Raw genomic sequence first — 16,231 nt, forward strand, 5'->3', positions numbered from 1 at the left:
TAGTATCCATGCAATAACATCTACAACCTAGCAAAATAGCATTTTAAGAAAAATTTCATGATAATGCATATAGCAAGTCTAACGTTTAATGGAATTGATATTATCGATGTTGATGTGCAGGTACAAATATCACCGGGTATCCCTGCTTTTACTACAGTAGGGTTTGCCGATAAAAACTATCGGAAGTTGCTTGGTCGGGTAATGATAATATACTTGTTGCAGGTAATTTAATTGAACTAGTAAATCCTTTTAAAGGTTCACAAGTTTTAACTCCTCCGGAAGCTAAGCTACAAGATGAGCCGATAAATTATCCCGATTTTAAAGATATAAAAGGTCAAAAAATTGCTAAACGAGCTTTAGAAGCAGCATCAGGTGGGCATAACCTTTTAATGTTCGGTCCTCCCGGAACCGGTAAATCAAGACTTGCTGCCTGTCTTCCCAGTATACTACCTAAAATGTCTACAAAAGAAATTTTAGAATGTAGCATGATTACAAGTATTGCAGGAAAATTTTTAGACGGTAAACTTACCAAAGCAAGGCCGTGCAGAACTCCACATTATTCATGCTCACTGGCCGCTATGGTTGGTGGTGGTGTCGGAAAAAAAGTAAAGCCTGGGGAAATTACGCTAGCTCATAACGGAGTATTATTTTTAGATGAACTACCTGAATTTCCACAGCATGTTATTGATGCATGAAGACAGCCTATTGAAAACGGTGAAATACTAATCTCACGATCAAATGCTCATATAAAATATCCATCCGGCAAATTTCCAGTTAATAGCAGCTATGAATCCTTGTAAATGCGGTTATTGAAGCGATTCTTATAAAGAATGTATGAAAGCTCCAAAATGTGCTAGCGACTATCAAATGAAAGTATCGGGACCTATTATGGATAGATTTGATTTGCATATAGAAGTATCTAGTATTCATGTTTATAATTATGACTTGATTGTAGATAACTCTGAGGAAAAATCTGAATATATAGCTGCAAGAGTCGAGAAAGTACGTGTAATTCAAGAAAAGAGATATGAGGGTATAATATTAAAACAAATAACAGATTAGATGGGTAGTTGTTAATAGATTACGCTATGCCTGCGGATGAAGGTAAAGATTTACTGAATGAAGCGGCAAATAAATTTCGTTTATCAATGCGTGCTTATAACCGCATACTTAGAGTAGCGCGCACGATTGCCGATCTTGAGAATGTTGATAAGGTCTTGAAAGTGCATATTGCGGAAGCTTTGAGTTAACGTATACTGTCTTCATTTTTTGCAATATATTTAAGATGATTTAAGGATAAAAGATATGAGTACTATAATAAGTTTTGATTACGCTATAAAATAATTTAAATTTATTAAAAGATAAAGGGGATTATGAAATAGTCGAGGGATTTATTTCGGCTATTCTTAAAGATGCTGGTTATAAGTTCTGTTAAAATAAAAGCCCTACTAGAAAGTGGCAGTAATAAAGAAAATGATAGCTTAAAATCTAGCGTAGCAGATGTCATTGTGGAAGATGAAGAAGGGCATAAATATATAGTAGAAATAGATAAATCCTATACAAATCTTTTTATGCATAAAGCTTGTTTTAATTCTAGTAGATTAATAGTTGATAGTCTTTCTAAGAGCGAGGATTATTTTACTATAAAAAAATATTTCATATTAATTTATTGTATTTTCCTTTTGATAATATGAAAGCACCTTTACATCACGGTAAGACTATTTTTAGAGAAGTTGATAAAAAACACCCTATGAAATTTTCTTTGGGAGATATATGAGAGGTAAAATATTTGATTTATATAATGTATTTCCAGAATATATTGTAATATCAGTACCATTATTTAATGATGTTATAAGAGATGAATTGGATGAATGGCTATATGTAGTAAAACATTCTGAAGTTAAGAAAGATTTTAAATCACCATATATGAAGAAAGTAGAAAAACGTCTTGATATACTTAAGATGACTCCTAAAGCGCAAATAATTTATCGTGCCTATATCTATATGAATAAAAGCTATAAAGAGCGTGATTATATAGTTTCTGCTGAAGAAAAAGGTAGAGAACAAGGTATGGCAAAAGGAATAGAAGAGGGGAGGAAAAAAGGTAAACAAGAAGGTATACAAGAAGGCGAAGTTACAAAAAGTATAAAAATAGCAAAAAAGATGTTAATGAAAAAAAACTCGATAGAAGAAATACATGAGATTACTGAAGTATCTATAAAAGAAATAGAGCGATTACAAACAGAAATTGAGAACCTTAAAAAATAACTATCTTTAATGACAAAAATTTACTTTATAGCTGGTGAGGTGTCAGGAGACTTTGTAGGTGGTCGTATAATTCAACATTTAAAAAACAATACAGAAGTACAACTAAATTCACCTGTATCAAGCTTTGTGAATGACGCTGTACAGTTTGTTGGTGTTGGCGACAAATATATGGAGGAAGCCGGTAGCTTTAAAAGCTTATTTCCTATTACTTCCATAAATTTAATGGGTTTTGTAGAAATTTTGCCTCATATTTTTAAGCTTAAAAAATTAATTGATAAAACTGTGGAGGATATAATAAATAGTAAAGCTGATTTATTAATTACCATAGATTCACCAGGGTTTACTTATCGTGTGGCAAAGCGAGTAAGGAAACTTTTACCAAAGCTGAAAATGATTCATATCGTTGCACCGTCAGTTTGGGCATATAAAGAGGGTAGGGCAGTAAAATACGCTAAAATTTATGATTGTTTATTTGCTTTACTACCGTTTGAACCTCCATATTTTACTAAAGTCGGTCTTGATTGTAGATATATAGGTCATCCGATTATGGAGCAAGAGTTTTATAGTGATAAAATAGCTTTACGTGAAGAGTTTAAAATAGATGAGAATGAGAGAGTTTTGTGTGTTACTCTTGGTAGTAGAAAGGGTGAGATTCTAAGGCATTTATCGGTTTTTGTTTCTTCTATTGAAGAAATATTCAAGAGTTGTAATAATCTTAAAGTTATATTTACTCTTGCAAATCCTGCTCATGAGGCAATAATAAAACCGTTTCTAGAAGATGTTAAGTTTAATTATTTATTTTCAAGTGAGAGACTTAAAACTTATGCTGTTGCGGATGTAGCTTTAGCAAAATCCGGTACTAATACTTTAGAGATAGCAGCTTCCGGTACTCCTATGATTGTGGCTTATAAAGTTAATCTTATAAGCTTTTTTATTATCAGGCTATTGATAAAAATAAAATATGTTACGTTGATAAATATTATAGCCGATAAAGAAATAATTCCGGAATTTATCCAATTTAATTGCCGAGCTAATCTTATTAGTAATAAGCTTCAAGAATTATTATTTAATTCTAAAAAAGCTTATGAGCAGGTAATAGAAAGCCAAAAAATTTTGCAGCAATTAGGATTTAAATCAAACCGATTACAGCTAAATTCAGAAAGTTTTAGACACGATGAATTTAAAGGCAAGCTAGCTAGGCGTACAAAAGTACGTGAACACAGGCTTAGCTTGGAAAATTCGCTTGTATCAAGTAATCGAGATGACGCTGTACCTTCTTATATAGCTGCAGAAATTATTAAACAGGAGTTCTTAGAACCTAAAATAAAGTTGTTAAAAGAGAAAGATTAGTACTTGAAATCAGTGGTCCACAACATTTTCTGAATTATAATAAACATTAATATTACTATAATAAAAAAATATGTTTCCATATTTTTTCTTATAGTATTAATTTGTTTCATTAAAATTTTTAAATCATTGGAAATTTTTTTGTATTCCTCATTGTTATCAGAACGCATTGTTGTCAAGAAACCGGATAAGTTTCCTAACTTATTTTGTAAAGCTTTTAACCTTTCAGTATGTTCTTCGTATTTTAGATCGGTATTGTGATCTTGTATCATAATATATAATGCCCATTATAAGATCAGTATTAACGCCGGTATAGTAGTAATATGAACTTATGAATAAAAAGATTTATATTTTTTGTTTGTAATAAAAATTCTAACTTTTCATTTTACAGGAGTATACTATTGTTATAGTAAATTGGTTTGCGTTATTAATTTGTTGCTCATTAGTCATTTAGTTTTAATATTTTAATTACCAAATATTAAAACTATTGATTGATTTAGCAAAAACTATTTAAATTTAAATTTAACAAAAAATTAATTTTACTATATGTTATTTCAAATGTCAAGAAAAAAACCATATTTCGTGGTAATTTTTTTTATCAATATTTTTAAGCCTTATAAAAATAATAGTTATTATGTTAAACAACCTATTAAAAACTAAACTTTTTTTAGTTACAGTATTTCTAACTATATTTATTACTTTGCTAAATTTTAGTATATTTTATATTTTTGTGCCGGGTAATCTTACTCAAAATAAAACGATAATTATTGAATCTAAATTATCCGTAAATCAAATAGTTACAAAACTTTATTCTAATGAAGTAATCAAATATCCAAGAATTTTTAAGGTAATTGCTAAAATTTATTCTATAAAAAGACCTCTTAAAAGCGGTGAATATGTGTTTACTCGTAATATATCGCCTCTGCAAACTTTAAGAATATTAGCAAGCGGTAAATCTATAATACACAAGATAATTGTCCCGGAAGGTACGGTAGTTAGTGAGGTTATAAAGAAAATTAATGAAGAAAGTCGATTACTTGGAGAAATAAAAGGGATAATACCTGAAGGTTTTTTAATGCCTTCCACGTATTTTTTTTCTTACGGTGATCAAAAAGAGCAGATAATTGATCACATGAGAAATTTAATGTCTGCTAATTTAGATAAAGTAATGCAAAATCTTGCACCGGATTCTCCATTAAAAACTAGACTTGAGGTATTAACGCTAGCTTCAATAATTGAAAAAGAAGCCGGCTCAAATGCAGAAAAGCCTATTATAGCAGCAGTATTCATTAATCGTTTAAAGAAAAATATGAAGCTACAAGCCGATTCGACTACTATATATGCTTTGACTGAAGGAAAATTTAAATTAGCAAGAGCTTTAACAAAAAAAGATTTATTGCAAGAACTACCCTATAATACTTATTATATAAAAGGTTTACCACCCGGTCCGATTTCTTGTCCGTCGTTAAAATCTTTAGAAGCAGTGGTAAAATCTGCTAAAACGGATGCATTATTTTTTGTAGTTGACGGTAAAGGCGGGCATAATTTTTCTAACAATCTTAATGATCATAATAAATTTGTTGAAACTTATCGAAAAAGTTTGATTAAAGTACCTGAGCCGGCAATTGATCCTGAAAAACCATCTACTCGATGAACTTCAAAAATTGGCTACGTCGTCTTATATGGTGCTCACGTATTTAAGTATACGCTCCGCTCCTTGTCTTATAGATTCCTTGCTCTTTTTGAAGTTGATTTGCGTATATTTTTATCTACTTAAGGGATGTTATCATGAATAATAGTGAATTTAGTAAAATAGCCGAGACAACAATTGCATATATAGCAGAAAAGATAGAAGAGCAGGATAAAGAAGCAAGTATAGATGTAGATTTACAAGGCGATATATTAAACCTTGATACTGATAAAGGGGTATATGTAATAAATAAACAAAGTGTCGCCAAAGAAATTTGGTTGTCGTCGCCGGTTAGCGGTCCTTATCATTTTTTTTATGCACAAGGCGAATGGACAAATAGAGCAGGGCTTGAATTAATGGCTATTTTAACTGAAGAACTTAATATTAAATTTGATACTCGCCCCACTTGAAAAATTAGCAACAATGTCTTTGTAAGACCTCGGATGCTGAACGTTTAATATACGCTCCGCTCCTCGGCTTACAGACCGATTACTCTTTTCCAAGTTAAACTTCGTATCACTACTCTTCATTTTACTTCGGAGTATATATGAAAGATTTTGAAACTGCCGATAGTGCCGAAAAAGTTTATGATTTAATAATAAAAAATGCTCCTACTCGTGCATCTATATTCATTGATGTTGATGATACGCTTATAACTCTCCTAAATCAAAAACTTTTAAGAAGTCGCCTTATAATCAAATAATTGATAGAATTAAGGAAAATAAAAGTAGTTATGACCATTATGAGGAAATTATCAGTAATTGGCGTTTGCAGCGAAAAGTAATATTAATTGATGAAGAGTGGGTAGAAGTTATAAACAAGCTCAAGGAAAAGTTTCCGGTTTATGGTCTTACACAAATGAATACGGGAGCATTCGGCAATATTCCTTCTATGCAAGATTGGCGATATAAAGAACTAAAAGAGCTGGGTATCGAATTTTCAGATAATGAAAAATTAGTAATTTATAATTCAGGACAAAAGGATGATGCTATTTTTTATAAAGGTATATTTATAACCGGTAATCACTCAAAAAGTGGTACTTTATCAAAATTTTCTGAAGAGCTAAATGCTAGTTTTATTGTATTTGTTGATGATCGTGCGAAGCATATTGAAGATGTAGGAGATTATTGTAAAAAGAATAAAATAGGTTTTTTATACATTTTATTTGACGGGCTTAAAAATTTAACAGGCGAACCTGATCCTACACTTGCCGAATTTTAAGAATCATATTTAATAGAAAACGCTAAATGGCTTGAAGACATAGAAGCTTATGGGCTAATGGTCAGGAAGTAATAATTAAATAGAAATACATGCCTACATAGATATCGTCATTGTGAGCAGCCATATAGGCGGTGTGGCAATCCATAAAAAATAATAAAAATTCTGTAAATCAGAATTTTTAACTAGATTCAATTACTGCGTAATTTTCCTTGCAATGACGACTCAGTATCCACGCAACAATGCCACGCAGGAATGGTATCGAGAGTCGCACAACACTCTAAATAATCCCTAAAATCCATGAGTGTTAAAAATGTACTTTCTAAAAAATTTTTTGATAATATTCATAATTCTAATTTCAAATCTAGTATCCGCAAATACTTATAGGCAGATAAATTACAAAATAACACCTTTGTCTAATACGTCTGTTTCAGTTATCAAAGTTGAGACGGAAATAATCGGCAATATTAGTAGTGAGGTTGTTTTAGATTTACCCTATGCATGGGCAAATGCTACATATTACAAGCAAATCAAAAATTAGAATATCCTATTGGAAAATTACAGTTGAGAAATCAAGACTCGAATGAAGCTATTTTAAATACGGGAAAAATCAATATTATTCGTTTAAGCTACGAAATATATCAAAAAACCGGTGTAATCCTTGTGATATCCACGAAGCAATAATTAGACAAAATTTAATTCATTCACCGGGTTATGGGCTTTTTGCTACTCCCGGTGATCTAAATGGAAATGATATAGTAGCGTTTAACATTGAATGGAATAATATTCCTGATAGCTGGAAAACAATATCAGATTATGGTCTTGGTAAAAGCGTGAAATTTAAAGCTATGCCGATTGAATTATATAGTGCAGTTTATGTAGCGGGTGATTTACGTGTTTACAAAATTGTCGATCAAAAAAATCCTGTATATCTTTCGTTACATGGTCAATTTGATCTTAAAGATGAAGAAATAGTTTCTTATATAAATAAAATTATCAAGGAACAAAGAACATTTTTCCATGATAATGATTTTCCTTATTATCTAATAAGTTTAATCGAGGGGAATCAACCTAGACATATGGGCAGAACGGGCTTAACTCATAGTTTTACTGCATTTATTCCTCAAGGTTTGGACAAACAGGATTATATAACGTTACTTGCTCATGAACATCTACATAATTGGACAGGGAAGAAAATACGTAATAACTTAGAACGATTAAATTATTGGTGGAGTGAGGGATTTACCGATTATTATAGCAGGGTTTTAGCCTTACGTTCCAGTGTTATAACGCTTGAGGAATTTGTAGAAGAATTTAATAAATTCTTTGAGAATTATTATTTATCACCTGTTATAAATGAACCTAATAATTTAATCGAAACAGATTATTGGCAAGATTATGCAGTACAAAGATTGCCATATTATCGTGGATTTGTTTTGGCACTTTATTTGGACAATTTCATTAAAGAGAATAATAAGAGTAAATCGCTGGATAATGTTATGCTTGATTTATTTAAAACCTCAAAAGAACAAGAATTTTCAAGTGATTATTTTAAAAAAATAGTTAAAAATTATGTTCCAAAGGGTATAGATAAAGAGATAAACGAATATATAGAACAAGGTAAAACTATAGATTTAGCTAATGTTGCTAAAGTGCTGCCGATCGAGAAAATAACAATGGGGGCATATGATCGTGGTTTTGATAGAGATGCTTTAATAAATAATTATACAATAAAAAATATTGACGAAAATAGTAACGCTTATAAATCTGGACTTAGAAACGGGGACATAGTTATAAAATATGATTTTCCTAAATGTGGTTCTCCTGATCAGATAGTTACAATCAACACAATTAAAGGCGAGTTTCAATTTCAACCTGAAAGTGCTAATAAAAAAGATATATACAGGTTCAAGCCTACTTTGTCTAAAGAAGATACGCTAAAAATCAAAAAGTTTTTTAACAGCTAAACCTTCTTTTTATCTTAAAGTATTATTAATTTTTTAATTATTTATTAATAATATCCATTGACACAACCCAACATTTAAGTTATAATTGCGTCACGATTTAATTTTAAGGAGAAAAATCATGAAAAAAACTATACGGGGCCACAAACTGCAAAAAAAACATCTAGTTACTTTGACAGTGCTACAATTCATTTTCAAAATGCTATCAAAGCTGCGACAGATTTCACAATGTATCTACCTTAGCAACGGAACATGCTATTAATGTGATAGAAAATGGTGCAAAAACTGTATGTTCCGTTCAAGGTTTTGTTTCTGATGTGAACAACTCTAATTATTCTGTTGTATCTACATTTGCTCAAGCACCTGTAGTAAGCCTTGGAACTTTTGCTTATTATAATCCTCCGGCTCTTATCGGTGCTTTTACCTTAGGAGCAATTTTAATTTCGCCGTCCGATTCTATCGAATGTGTAAAAAATACAGTAAAAGCAGGACTAACTGCAGGATATGTAGCTTATGAAACTGTGGAAGGTTTAGTAGCAGGAACAGCAGGTATAGTTTCTCTTATTGCCGATAATATTTACGGTGATACCGCAGAGCTTGCCGGCTGCTATTAATACTAACATGATAGAGTATTATAGTTAAAATATTGTCATACTCAATCGTCATTGCGAGGAGTTGCATGGCTTCTATGTCATTCCCGCGAAAGCGGGAATGACATAGAGAGTTACGCACTAGTTAAACGCTTTATTATCTCTTCTCTATCAATCAAAGGTAAAACGCCTGTGATTTCCGGTCCTGATTCTCTGGCGGTTAAAGCAAGGCGAAGAGGTAAAAATAACTCCTTACCTTTCCTGCCTGTTATATTTGTTATTTCTTTAGTCCAAATGCTCCAGCTATCTTTAGTGATTTCACCTTTCGGTAATAATTCTGCTGCTTGCTTTAAATATTCCTTATCTAAATTTAGATTTTCTACATTCGGAGTTTGATGGCAAATTTCCCACCAATCTTTTACATCACGTAATTTTTGCAAGTTAGGGCTTACCGATAACCAAAAATGTTCATCAATATACTCGGCATCTATTTCTTTAAGGCGTTCTTTTACTGTATCAAAATCTAAACTTATAAGTAATTTATGATTTAATCTTTCTAAATCTTCCGGCTGATAGATAGTTGGACTTTTAGAGAAACTACTTATCTCAAATTGATTTGCTAGCTTCTCCATTGATTTATAAGGCAAGATTTGTGCTGATGAACCAAGTAAACTAAAAAAGCTAGCGATTGCCATAGCTTCGATTCCCATTTCTTTTCTAAGAGTTGCGATCTCAAACCCTCCAACTCTTTTAGAAATTTTCTCATCTTTATTGATTATTAAACCTAAATGCCCAAAAGTCGGAGGAGTAGTATTTAAAGCCTCAAACATTTGAATTTGAATGGTGGTATTGCTAACGTGATCTTCACCCCTAATAATATGAGTAATATCATAATCAATATCGTCAATAACTGAGCATAACATATAGGTCATACTACCGTCTGCTCTTATCACTATTGGGTCGCTTAAAGCCTTGCCGTCATATTTAACTTCGCCTTTGATCATATCATGCCAGTTAATCGGTTCATGATTTACCAAAAATCTATAATGCGGTTTTCTTCCTTGTTCTATATATTTCTTTGCTTGCTCTTCAGTGAGATTTAAGCTAGTTCGATCATAAATCGGTGGTAAACCTTTAGATAATTGAAATTTACGCTTTAATTCTAGCTCTTCAGGAGTTTCATAGCAGGCATATAATCTTTTTTTGTCTAGTAATAGATTTTTGATTTCATCATATCTACTTAAACGACTTAATTGATTAAATGTCTGATCCCAATTAATATTTAAAAATTTTAGATCTTCCTTGATAGCGTCTTTATATTCCTGTTTACTACGCTCTAAATCCGTATCGTCAAATCTTAAAATAAACTGTCCGTTATGCTTCTTTGCATATAGCCAGTTAAGCAATGCTGCCCTGATATTCCCAACATGTAACATACCGGTCGGTGACGGAGCAAATCGTGTTATAACTTTTGTCATAAATAAGTAATTTTATTAATTGTTATCCCGTGGCTTGACCACGGGATCTTGTATTACAGCCTGTGTCCTGAGACCCCGTGATCAAGTCACGGGGTGACACTAAACCATTTACGCCTGTTTCTTCTCTAATTTCGCTTTATTCTCTTCAATTAGCTTCATCGCATCATCTAAGCTTAAATTTAGAAAATCATATTTTTTTTGCACTGAAATAAATTTACCCATATATTTTATGTAAGGACCGAATTTACCGTATCCTATCATAATTTCCTCGTCGCTATCTTTATGAATACCTATTTTTAGCGGTAAGCTTAGAAGCTTTAATGCTATATCAAGTGTAATATCATTTTGGTTCAAGCTAGCAGGCACGGGGCTACGTTTCGGCTTTACTTTGCCTCCTTGTTCGCCAAGTTGAATATAAGGTCCGTAAGGTCCTTTTTTCAGATATATTTCTACTCCGTTTTTATCCGTACCTAAAACTTTATTCTCATTAGGCATAGCGGCAGGCTCGCCTTCATTCTCGTTATTATCGTTACCGCTAACAATAGATTTTCTAAAAGTACATTCAGGGTAATTACTACATGCTAAAAACGCTCCGAATTTACCAAGTTTTAAGCTAAGCTCGCCCGTGTTACATGAAGTACAAACTTTAGATTCTTTATTCTCACCGAACAAGTGATAATCAAGGGCTTTCTGTACATAGCTAATAATCTCGGTTATTTTCTGCTCGTTTACTGATTCAATATTATGGTTAAAACCGCTCCAAAAATTATTTAAAGCAGCTTTCCATTCAAGTTTGCCAGCTGCTATTTCGTCTAATTCGTTTTCAAGTCCTGCAGTAAAATCATATTCAACGTATTTTTTGAAGAAACCGACTAAAAATACCGTTACCAAACGTCCAAGCTCTTCAGGTATAAATCGTTTTTTCTCAAGAGCAACATATTTTCGATCTTGTAAAACCGATAAAATACTAGCATAGGTCGAAGGACGACCGATCCCAAGCTCTTCAAGTTTTTTTACTAAACTTGCTTCTGAATATCTTGGAGGCGGTTCGGTAAAATGTTGATTTGGAATAACTTCTTTAGTTTTAAGTGGCTCTTGTTCTTTTAAAGGCGGCAGTATTTTATTTTCTTCTTCAGCTTCATCTTCCACACTTTCACGATAAACCTTGTAAAATCCGTCAAAGGCTATAGTCGATCCGTTTGCTTTTGCCAAATATTCTTTATTTTCCGAAGCTAAATTTGCAACTACCAAATTCATTATAACATTTTCCATTTGGCAGGCTATAGTTCTTTTCCAAATCAACTCATAAAGCTTATAATAATCCTTTTCTAGTTTTTCTTTTAAGCTATCAGGAGTATAAGTAATATTTGTGGGTCTTATTGCTTCATGAGCTTCTTGAGCATTTTTTACTTTGGATTTATAAATTCTAGGGCTAGTCGGTAAATATTTATCGCCGTAACTTTTATCGATTAACTTACGTATATCTGCTATTGCATCATTTGATAATGTAACGCCGTCGGTTCTCATATAAGTAATAAGCCCTATAGTTTCCTTACCTATATCAACACCCTCATAAAGTTTTTGTGCTATTTGCATAGTCTTTTTAGCACTAAAACCTAATTTTCTTGCTGCGTCTTGTTGTAGTGATGAAGTAATAAAAGGAGGTTGTGGTTGACGTTTTTGTTGTTTTTTTTCTATCTTATCAACATGAAATTTTTGAGATTTTAATTTTTCGGTTAAATCTTTGGCCTTTTTTTCGTTAATAATTGAGAATTTTTCTAATTTCTGATCGTTTATGTGAGTCAATTTAGCAGTAAATAGTTCATTATTACTATTTTGCATTTTAAGGCTAATATCCCAATATTCTTCTGACTTAAAACGCTCTATTTCATCTTCTCGCTCACATATTAATCGCAGAGCCACGGACTGCACACGTCCTGCCGATTTACATCCCGGTAACTTACGCCATAAAAGAGGTGAAAGGGTAAAGCCGACTAAATAGTCTAAAGCTCTTCTTGCTTGTTGGGCATTTACTAAGTTAGTGTCAAGTTTCCTAGGGTTTTCAACGGCATGAATAATTGCTTTTTTAGTGATTTCGTTAAATGCTACCCTTTTGAAAAAATCATCGGATTTAACTTGATTCTTTTCTTTTATTACCTCTGCAACATGCCATGAGATAGATTCACCCTCACGATCAGGATCGGTTGCAAGATATACTGCATCAGCTTTTTTAGCATCTTTAACTATGGCATCTACATATTTACCGGCTTTATCGGAAATATCATATTTCATTGCAAAATTTTCATCAGGTAACACCGAGCCTTTTTTAGAAGGTAAATCTCTAATATGACCGAATGATGCAATGACCTTAAATTCATTACCTAAATATTTATTTATCGTTTTTGCCTTTGCCGGCGATTCTACTATTACTAATTTCATCTACTTATTATAAACTAATGATATTTTATTACCGGCGTGACGCATTACTGTCCCGGCGAGTTCTAATTCTAATATTACCGTATATAATATTATAGGAAGCGGTAATTCTATTTCTTTTTGTAAATATTCAAAGTCTATGGGTACTGTCGATAATAATTCCAATATAGCAGTACGCTCCTTTTGTGACGTAACATATCTCGTATTTACTGTTCCTAGCTCAACAAAACCCTTAAATAATCCATCATCTTTTTTCATAAATTCTTCATATTGCGGTAAATTAGCTACAATATCGTCTACTGATTCCACTAAATATGCTCCCTCTCTCATCAATTTATTTATACCTTGACATCTTGGATCTAAAAGAAAGCCGGGAACGGCAAATATTTCCCTATTTTGTTCAAGTGCAAATTTTGCAGTTATTAATGCACCGGATTTTAAGCTTGCTTCTACTACCACTACTTCTAAGGTTAGTCCCGATATTATCCTATTACGCTGTGGAAAATGTTTTCCAAGCGGGGTAGAGCCGATAGGTAACTCAGCTAATATTAAACCTTCTTCTGCTAAATTTTCAAATAGTTTTTTATTTTCCGGTGGATATATATGATCAATACCGTCTGCAATAACTCCGATAGTTTGAGAAATTGCAGCTTGATGTACGCTGCTATCTATTCCTCGTGCTAACCCTGAAACGGTTATATAACCTTCTTTTACTAAATCATTTGCAATTTTATGAGCAAAGCTTCTTCCGTTTGCAGCAGCGTTTTTTGCACCTACTATTGCAACGCATTTATTATGATTTAATAACTCTATATTACCTTTATAGCTTAATATTGGCGGTGGATCATAAATTTCAAGTAATAATTTTGATATTCCGGAGATTTATATGTGATGATCTTAGCATTGTCTTTTTCGAGAAGCTCTAACTCTTTTTCAGCATCGCTTTTACTGAAAATTTTAATTGGTTTTGACTTTCCGCCTCGCAATGAAAAATCCGGAACGTTATCTATGGCAGTTGCTGCATCACCGAATAATTTAATTAAACTAAAGAAAATTTTAGGACCAATATTTTCACTTCTAATAAGACGTAAAATATTAATTGTTTCAATATTATAAGATATTTTAGGAGCAGAAAATAATTCTTTCAACATTATTTAGGGTTATTTGATATTGCGTTAGTGCTGTATGTCATTCCTGCCTAGGCGGGAATGACATCAGAACCATGCAACAACACTAGACAAGCCACGGTAGGACAGTTTTCCACTTTAATAACAGTAATATATTACAGCTTCTCTGCATGTGAGCTTAAATAATGTGCTATACCTTCATGTGATGGGGTAATTGCTTCCTCACCTTTATGCCAGCCGGCAGGACAAACTTCGCCGTGCTTTTGATGATGAGTTAAAGCATCGATTACTTTTAATGCATAATTAATATCACGACCGATAGGTAAGTCGTTAACTAGCATGTGACGTACTATGAAATCCTTATCGATTAAAAAAGTTCCACGCAAAGCAATACCGTCTTCATTAAGTACATTATATTTTGAAGAAATATCCTTTTTTATATCGGAAACCATTGGAAATTGTACTTGTCCAAGTCCGCCTTTATTAGGCGGAGTATTTTTCCAAGCTAAATGGCTAAAATGAGAATCAACGCTAACAGCTACTACTTTAGTACGTCTTTCGGTAAATTCACCAAGCTTATTGTGAAATGCTATAATTTCCGATGGACAAACAAAAGTAAAATCTAGGGGATAAAAAAATAACACTATATTATTCCCTGCAGCATAATCGCTAAGTTTAAACTGATCGTCTATATTATTATTAGGCATAATAGCTTTAGCTGTAAAATCTGGAGCAGTTTTGCCGACAAATACTGACATATTCATAACCTTTTATTAATTAATAATCTGATATGATATATAAAACTAATTATTATTACAATAATAAATCTTTATAAATTGCTACTTATCTATTTTCGTTCCCGAAGAAGCTTTTAATTGGTTAAATATAGTTAACGCTCCAGTTATAAAACTACTCGGTTCTGAAAGATTTGCGGGTAAAATTACGGTGTTGGTATCTTTAGCCAAATTACCGAACGCACTAATATATTGCTCGGCTATTTTAAGAGCTACTGCATCACTTCCTCCCGTTTTTTGTACGGCAGTTGCGACAATCTCAATACTATTTGCCGTAGCGGTAGCGACTAAGCCTATTGCTTCAGCTTCACCTTTTGCCCTGTTAACTTGATCTGTATAAGAAGCTTCTGAATTCAGTACGATTTGTGCTTTTTCACCTTCTGCATGGTTAATTTTTGCTTGTCTATTACCTTCCGACTCTAGAATTTGAGCTCTTTTTTGACGTTCTGCCGCTACCTGCAATTCCATAGCTTTAAGTATAGTTTGCGGAGGTTGAATATCTTTAATTTCATAACGCATACATTGTATGCCCCAATTTATAGCAGCCTGATTAATAGCTGCTACAATTGCTACGTTTAAAGTTTCGCGCTCTTCAAAAGTTCTATCTAAAGGGAGTTTACCGATTTCCGAACGCATAGTAGTTTGAGCAAGCTGTGTTATGGCATAGTAAGGATTATTAACACCATAAGATGCTGCCATTGGATCAATGATCTTAACATATAAAACACCGTCTATAGATAATGTTACGTTATCGTTTGAAATAGCTGTTTGAGCGGTAACGTCTATTGCTTCTTCTTTTAAAGTATGTTTGTATGCTACTCTCTGAATGACAGGGATGAGTAAATTTAAGCCAGGCTGCAGTACCTTATCGAATTTTCCAAGTTTTTCTACTACCCATGCTTGTTGTTGCGGTACAACTTTAACCATTTGTATTATAACTAAAATCGCTATAATACTGAAAATTAATAATGCATATTCCATAATTCAATACCTTTTTTTATTTCCACTCTATATTATTTTTAATTATAAAAAAAGGATTTAAGTTAAACGGTACTTAATTATATATTTTTTTATCACTAAAATGGGTTTTAATTACTTTGAGTAAAGAAAGAATGCTTGAATATTCTTCAAGTTGTTCATTTACATTTTTTATCTCATTTAAAGCGCTATTAAACTCTTTCTGCAATAAATACGTTTCAGCAGCTTTATTTTGTTCTAGTGTTTTAAGTAAAATACTTTGTAAAAATCTATAATAATAGTCGTCTAGTTTAGGTGTATCATCAGACATAATAATAAATCGTATAATTATTGAGTTCTTA

Annotated in this window: 20 protein-coding genes and 3 pseudogenes; 15 read left to right on the forward strand and 8 right to left on the reverse strand. The window is 32.3% G+C overall.

Annotated elements, in window-relative coordinates:
- Nucleotides 1-57 precede the first annotated feature (57 nt).
- From MCC_RS10150 to lpxB, 8 genes and pseudogenes are all read left to right on the forward strand, one after another.
- Nucleotides 58-231: a hypothetical protein gene (locus MCC_RS10150; RefSeq protein ID WP_231288745.1), complete on the forward strand. Its 174-nt coding sequence runs from the start codon at nucleotides 58-60 to the stop codon at nucleotides 229-231.
- Nucleotides 232-341: 110 nt separating this feature from the next.
- The gene (locus MCC_RS10830) at nucleotides 342-695 is read left to right on the forward strand and encodes an ATP-binding protein (protein WP_269208682.1); all 354 of its coding nucleotides are present in this window, start codon (nucleotides 342-344) and stop codon (nucleotides 693-695) included.
- A 124-nt stretch (nucleotides 696-819) separates the two neighbouring features.
- Nucleotides 820-1,062 (forward strand): annotated as a pseudogene (locus MCC_RS11640) (ATP-binding protein); the annotation flags it as partial.
- Nucleotides 1,063-1,088: 26 nt separating this feature from the next.
- A complete protein-coding gene (locus tag MCC_RS11645) occupies nucleotides 1,089-1,250 on the forward strand; it encodes a magnesium chelatase subunit ChlI family protein (RefSeq protein ID WP_231288746.1) in 162 nt (53 codons plus the stop codon).
- Between the two features lie 55 nt (nucleotides 1,251-1,305).
- Nucleotides 1,306-1,445, forward strand: a pseudogene (locus MCC_RS11650) (PD-(D/E)XK nuclease family transposase); the annotation flags it as partial.
- A 63-nt stretch (nucleotides 1,446-1,508) separates the two neighbouring features.
- A complete protein-coding gene (locus MCC_RS02825; RefSeq protein ID WP_041405494.1) occupies nucleotides 1,509-1,694 on the forward strand; it encodes a hypothetical protein in 186 nt (61 codons plus the stop codon).
- Nucleotides 1,670-2,268: pseudogene (locus MCC_RS02830) on the forward strand (hypothetical protein). Before MCC_RS02825 ends, MCC_RS02830 begins: the two are co-directional and overlap by 25 nt.
- Nucleotides 2,269-2,277: 9 nt before the next feature.
- Nucleotides 2,278-3,618, forward strand: coding sequence for a lipid-A-disaccharide synthase (lpxB, locus tag MCC_RS02835; RefSeq protein WP_014408450.1), 1,341 nt, complete (start codon nucleotides 2,278-2,280; stop codon nucleotides 3,616-3,618).
- On the opposite strand, the gene MCC_RS02840 is transcribed toward lpxB, so the two are convergent.
- The gene (locus MCC_RS02840; protein WP_014408451.1) at nucleotides 3,615-3,887 is read right to left on the reverse strand and encodes a hypothetical protein; all 273 of its coding nucleotides are present in this window, start codon (nucleotides 3,885-3,887) and stop codon (nucleotides 3,615-3,617) included. The genes lpxB and MCC_RS02840 overlap by 4 nt on opposite strands.
- Before the next feature lie 362 nt (nucleotides 3,888-4,249).
- Here MCC_RS02840 and mltG point away from each other — a divergent pair, with 362 nt between their 5' ends.
- The 7 genes from mltG (at nucleotide 4,250) to MCC_RS09435 (ending at nucleotide 9,101) form a co-directional block, all read left to right on the forward strand.
- A complete protein-coding gene (gene mltG / locus MCC_RS02845; protein WP_014408452.1) occupies nucleotides 4,250-5,269 on the forward strand; it encodes an endolytic transglycosylase MltG in 1,020 nt (339 codons plus the stop codon).
- Nucleotides 5,270-5,403: 134 nt separating this feature from the next.
- Nucleotides 5,404-5,715, forward strand: coding sequence for an iron donor protein CyaY (gene cyaY, locus MCC_RS02850; protein ID WP_014408453.1), 312 nt, complete (start codon nucleotides 5,404-5,406; stop codon nucleotides 5,713-5,715).
- Between the two features lie 137 nt (nucleotides 5,716-5,852).
- Nucleotides 5,853-6,008 (forward strand): hypothetical protein, encoded by a 156-nt coding sequence (locus MCC_RS10165; RefSeq protein WP_231288748.1) that lies wholly within the window; start codon nucleotides 5,853-5,855, stop codon nucleotides 6,006-6,008.
- Nucleotides 6,009-6,073: 65 nt separating this feature from the next.
- Nucleotides 6,074-6,526: a DUF2608 domain-containing protein gene (locus tag MCC_RS02855; RefSeq protein WP_231288749.1), complete on the forward strand. Its 453-nt coding sequence runs from the start codon at nucleotides 6,074-6,076 to the stop codon at nucleotides 6,524-6,526.
- Between the two features lie 409 nt (nucleotides 6,527-6,935).
- Nucleotides 6,936-7,064: a hypothetical protein gene (locus MCC_RS10840; RefSeq protein WP_269208681.1), complete on the forward strand. Its 129-nt coding sequence runs from the start codon at nucleotides 6,936-6,938 to the stop codon at nucleotides 7,062-7,064.
- Nucleotides 7,065-7,371: 307 nt separating this feature from the next.
- A complete protein-coding gene (locus MCC_RS02865; RefSeq protein ID WP_231288750.1) occupies nucleotides 7,372-8,490 on the forward strand; it encodes a M61 family metallopeptidase in 1,119 nt (372 codons plus the stop codon).
- Nucleotides 8,491-8,750: 260 nt separating this feature from the next.
- A complete protein-coding gene (locus MCC_RS09435; RefSeq protein WP_014408456.1) occupies nucleotides 8,751-9,101 on the forward strand; it encodes a hypothetical protein in 351 nt (116 codons plus the stop codon).
- A gap of 110 nt (nucleotides 9,102-9,211) precedes the next feature.
- On the opposite strand, the gene gltX is transcribed toward MCC_RS09435, so the two are convergent.
- From gltX to MCC_RS02905, 7 genes are all read right to left on the reverse strand, one after another.
- Nucleotides 9,212-10,555 carry a glutamate--tRNA ligase gene (gene gltX, locus MCC_RS02875; RefSeq protein WP_014408457.1) on the reverse strand — a complete coding sequence of 448 codons (1,344 nt, stop codon included), beginning with the start codon at nucleotides 10,553-10,555 and terminating at the stop codon, nucleotides 9,212-9,214.
- Between the two features lie 108 nt (nucleotides 10,556-10,663).
- Nucleotides 10,664-12,994 carry a type I DNA topoisomerase gene (gene topA, locus MCC_RS02880; RefSeq protein ID WP_014408458.1) on the reverse strand — a complete coding sequence of 777 codons (2,331 nt, stop codon included), beginning with the start codon at nucleotides 12,992-12,994 and terminating at the stop codon, nucleotides 10,664-10,666.
- Nucleotides 12,995-13,873 carry a DNA-processing protein DprA gene (dprA, locus tag MCC_RS07790; protein WP_331270634.1) on the reverse strand — a complete coding sequence of 293 codons (879 nt, stop codon included), beginning with the start codon at nucleotides 13,871-13,873 and terminating at the stop codon, nucleotides 12,995-12,997.
- Nucleotides 13,819-14,142, reverse strand: a complete 324-nt coding sequence (locus tag MCC_RS10170; protein ID WP_014408460.1) for a hypothetical protein — start codon at nucleotides 14,140-14,142, stop codon at nucleotides 13,819-13,821. The genes dprA and MCC_RS10170 overlap by 55 nt, the downstream gene beginning before the upstream one ends.
- Before the next feature lie 131 nt (nucleotides 14,143-14,273).
- Nucleotides 14,274-14,876 (reverse strand): peroxiredoxin, encoded by a 603-nt coding sequence (locus MCC_RS02895; protein ID WP_014408461.1) that lies wholly within the window; start codon nucleotides 14,874-14,876, stop codon nucleotides 14,274-14,276.
- Between the two features lie 81 nt (nucleotides 14,877-14,957).
- Nucleotides 14,958-15,893 carry an SPFH domain-containing protein gene (locus MCC_RS02900; RefSeq protein WP_014014149.1) on the reverse strand — a complete coding sequence of 312 codons (936 nt, stop codon included), beginning with the start codon at nucleotides 15,891-15,893 and terminating at the stop codon, nucleotides 14,958-14,960.
- A 73-nt stretch (nucleotides 15,894-15,966) separates the two neighbouring features.
- Nucleotides 15,967-16,200: a hypothetical protein gene (locus MCC_RS02905; protein ID WP_014365971.1), complete on the reverse strand. Its 234-nt coding sequence runs from the start codon at nucleotides 16,198-16,200 to the stop codon at nucleotides 15,967-15,969.
- Nucleotides 16,201-16,231: the final 31 nt, after the last annotated feature.

It is taken from the genome of Rickettsia rhipicephali str. 3-7-female6-CWPP, from assembly GCF_000284075.1.
Lineage (GTDB): Bacteria > Pseudomonadota > Alphaproteobacteria > Rickettsiales > Rickettsiaceae > Rickettsia > Rickettsia rickettsii.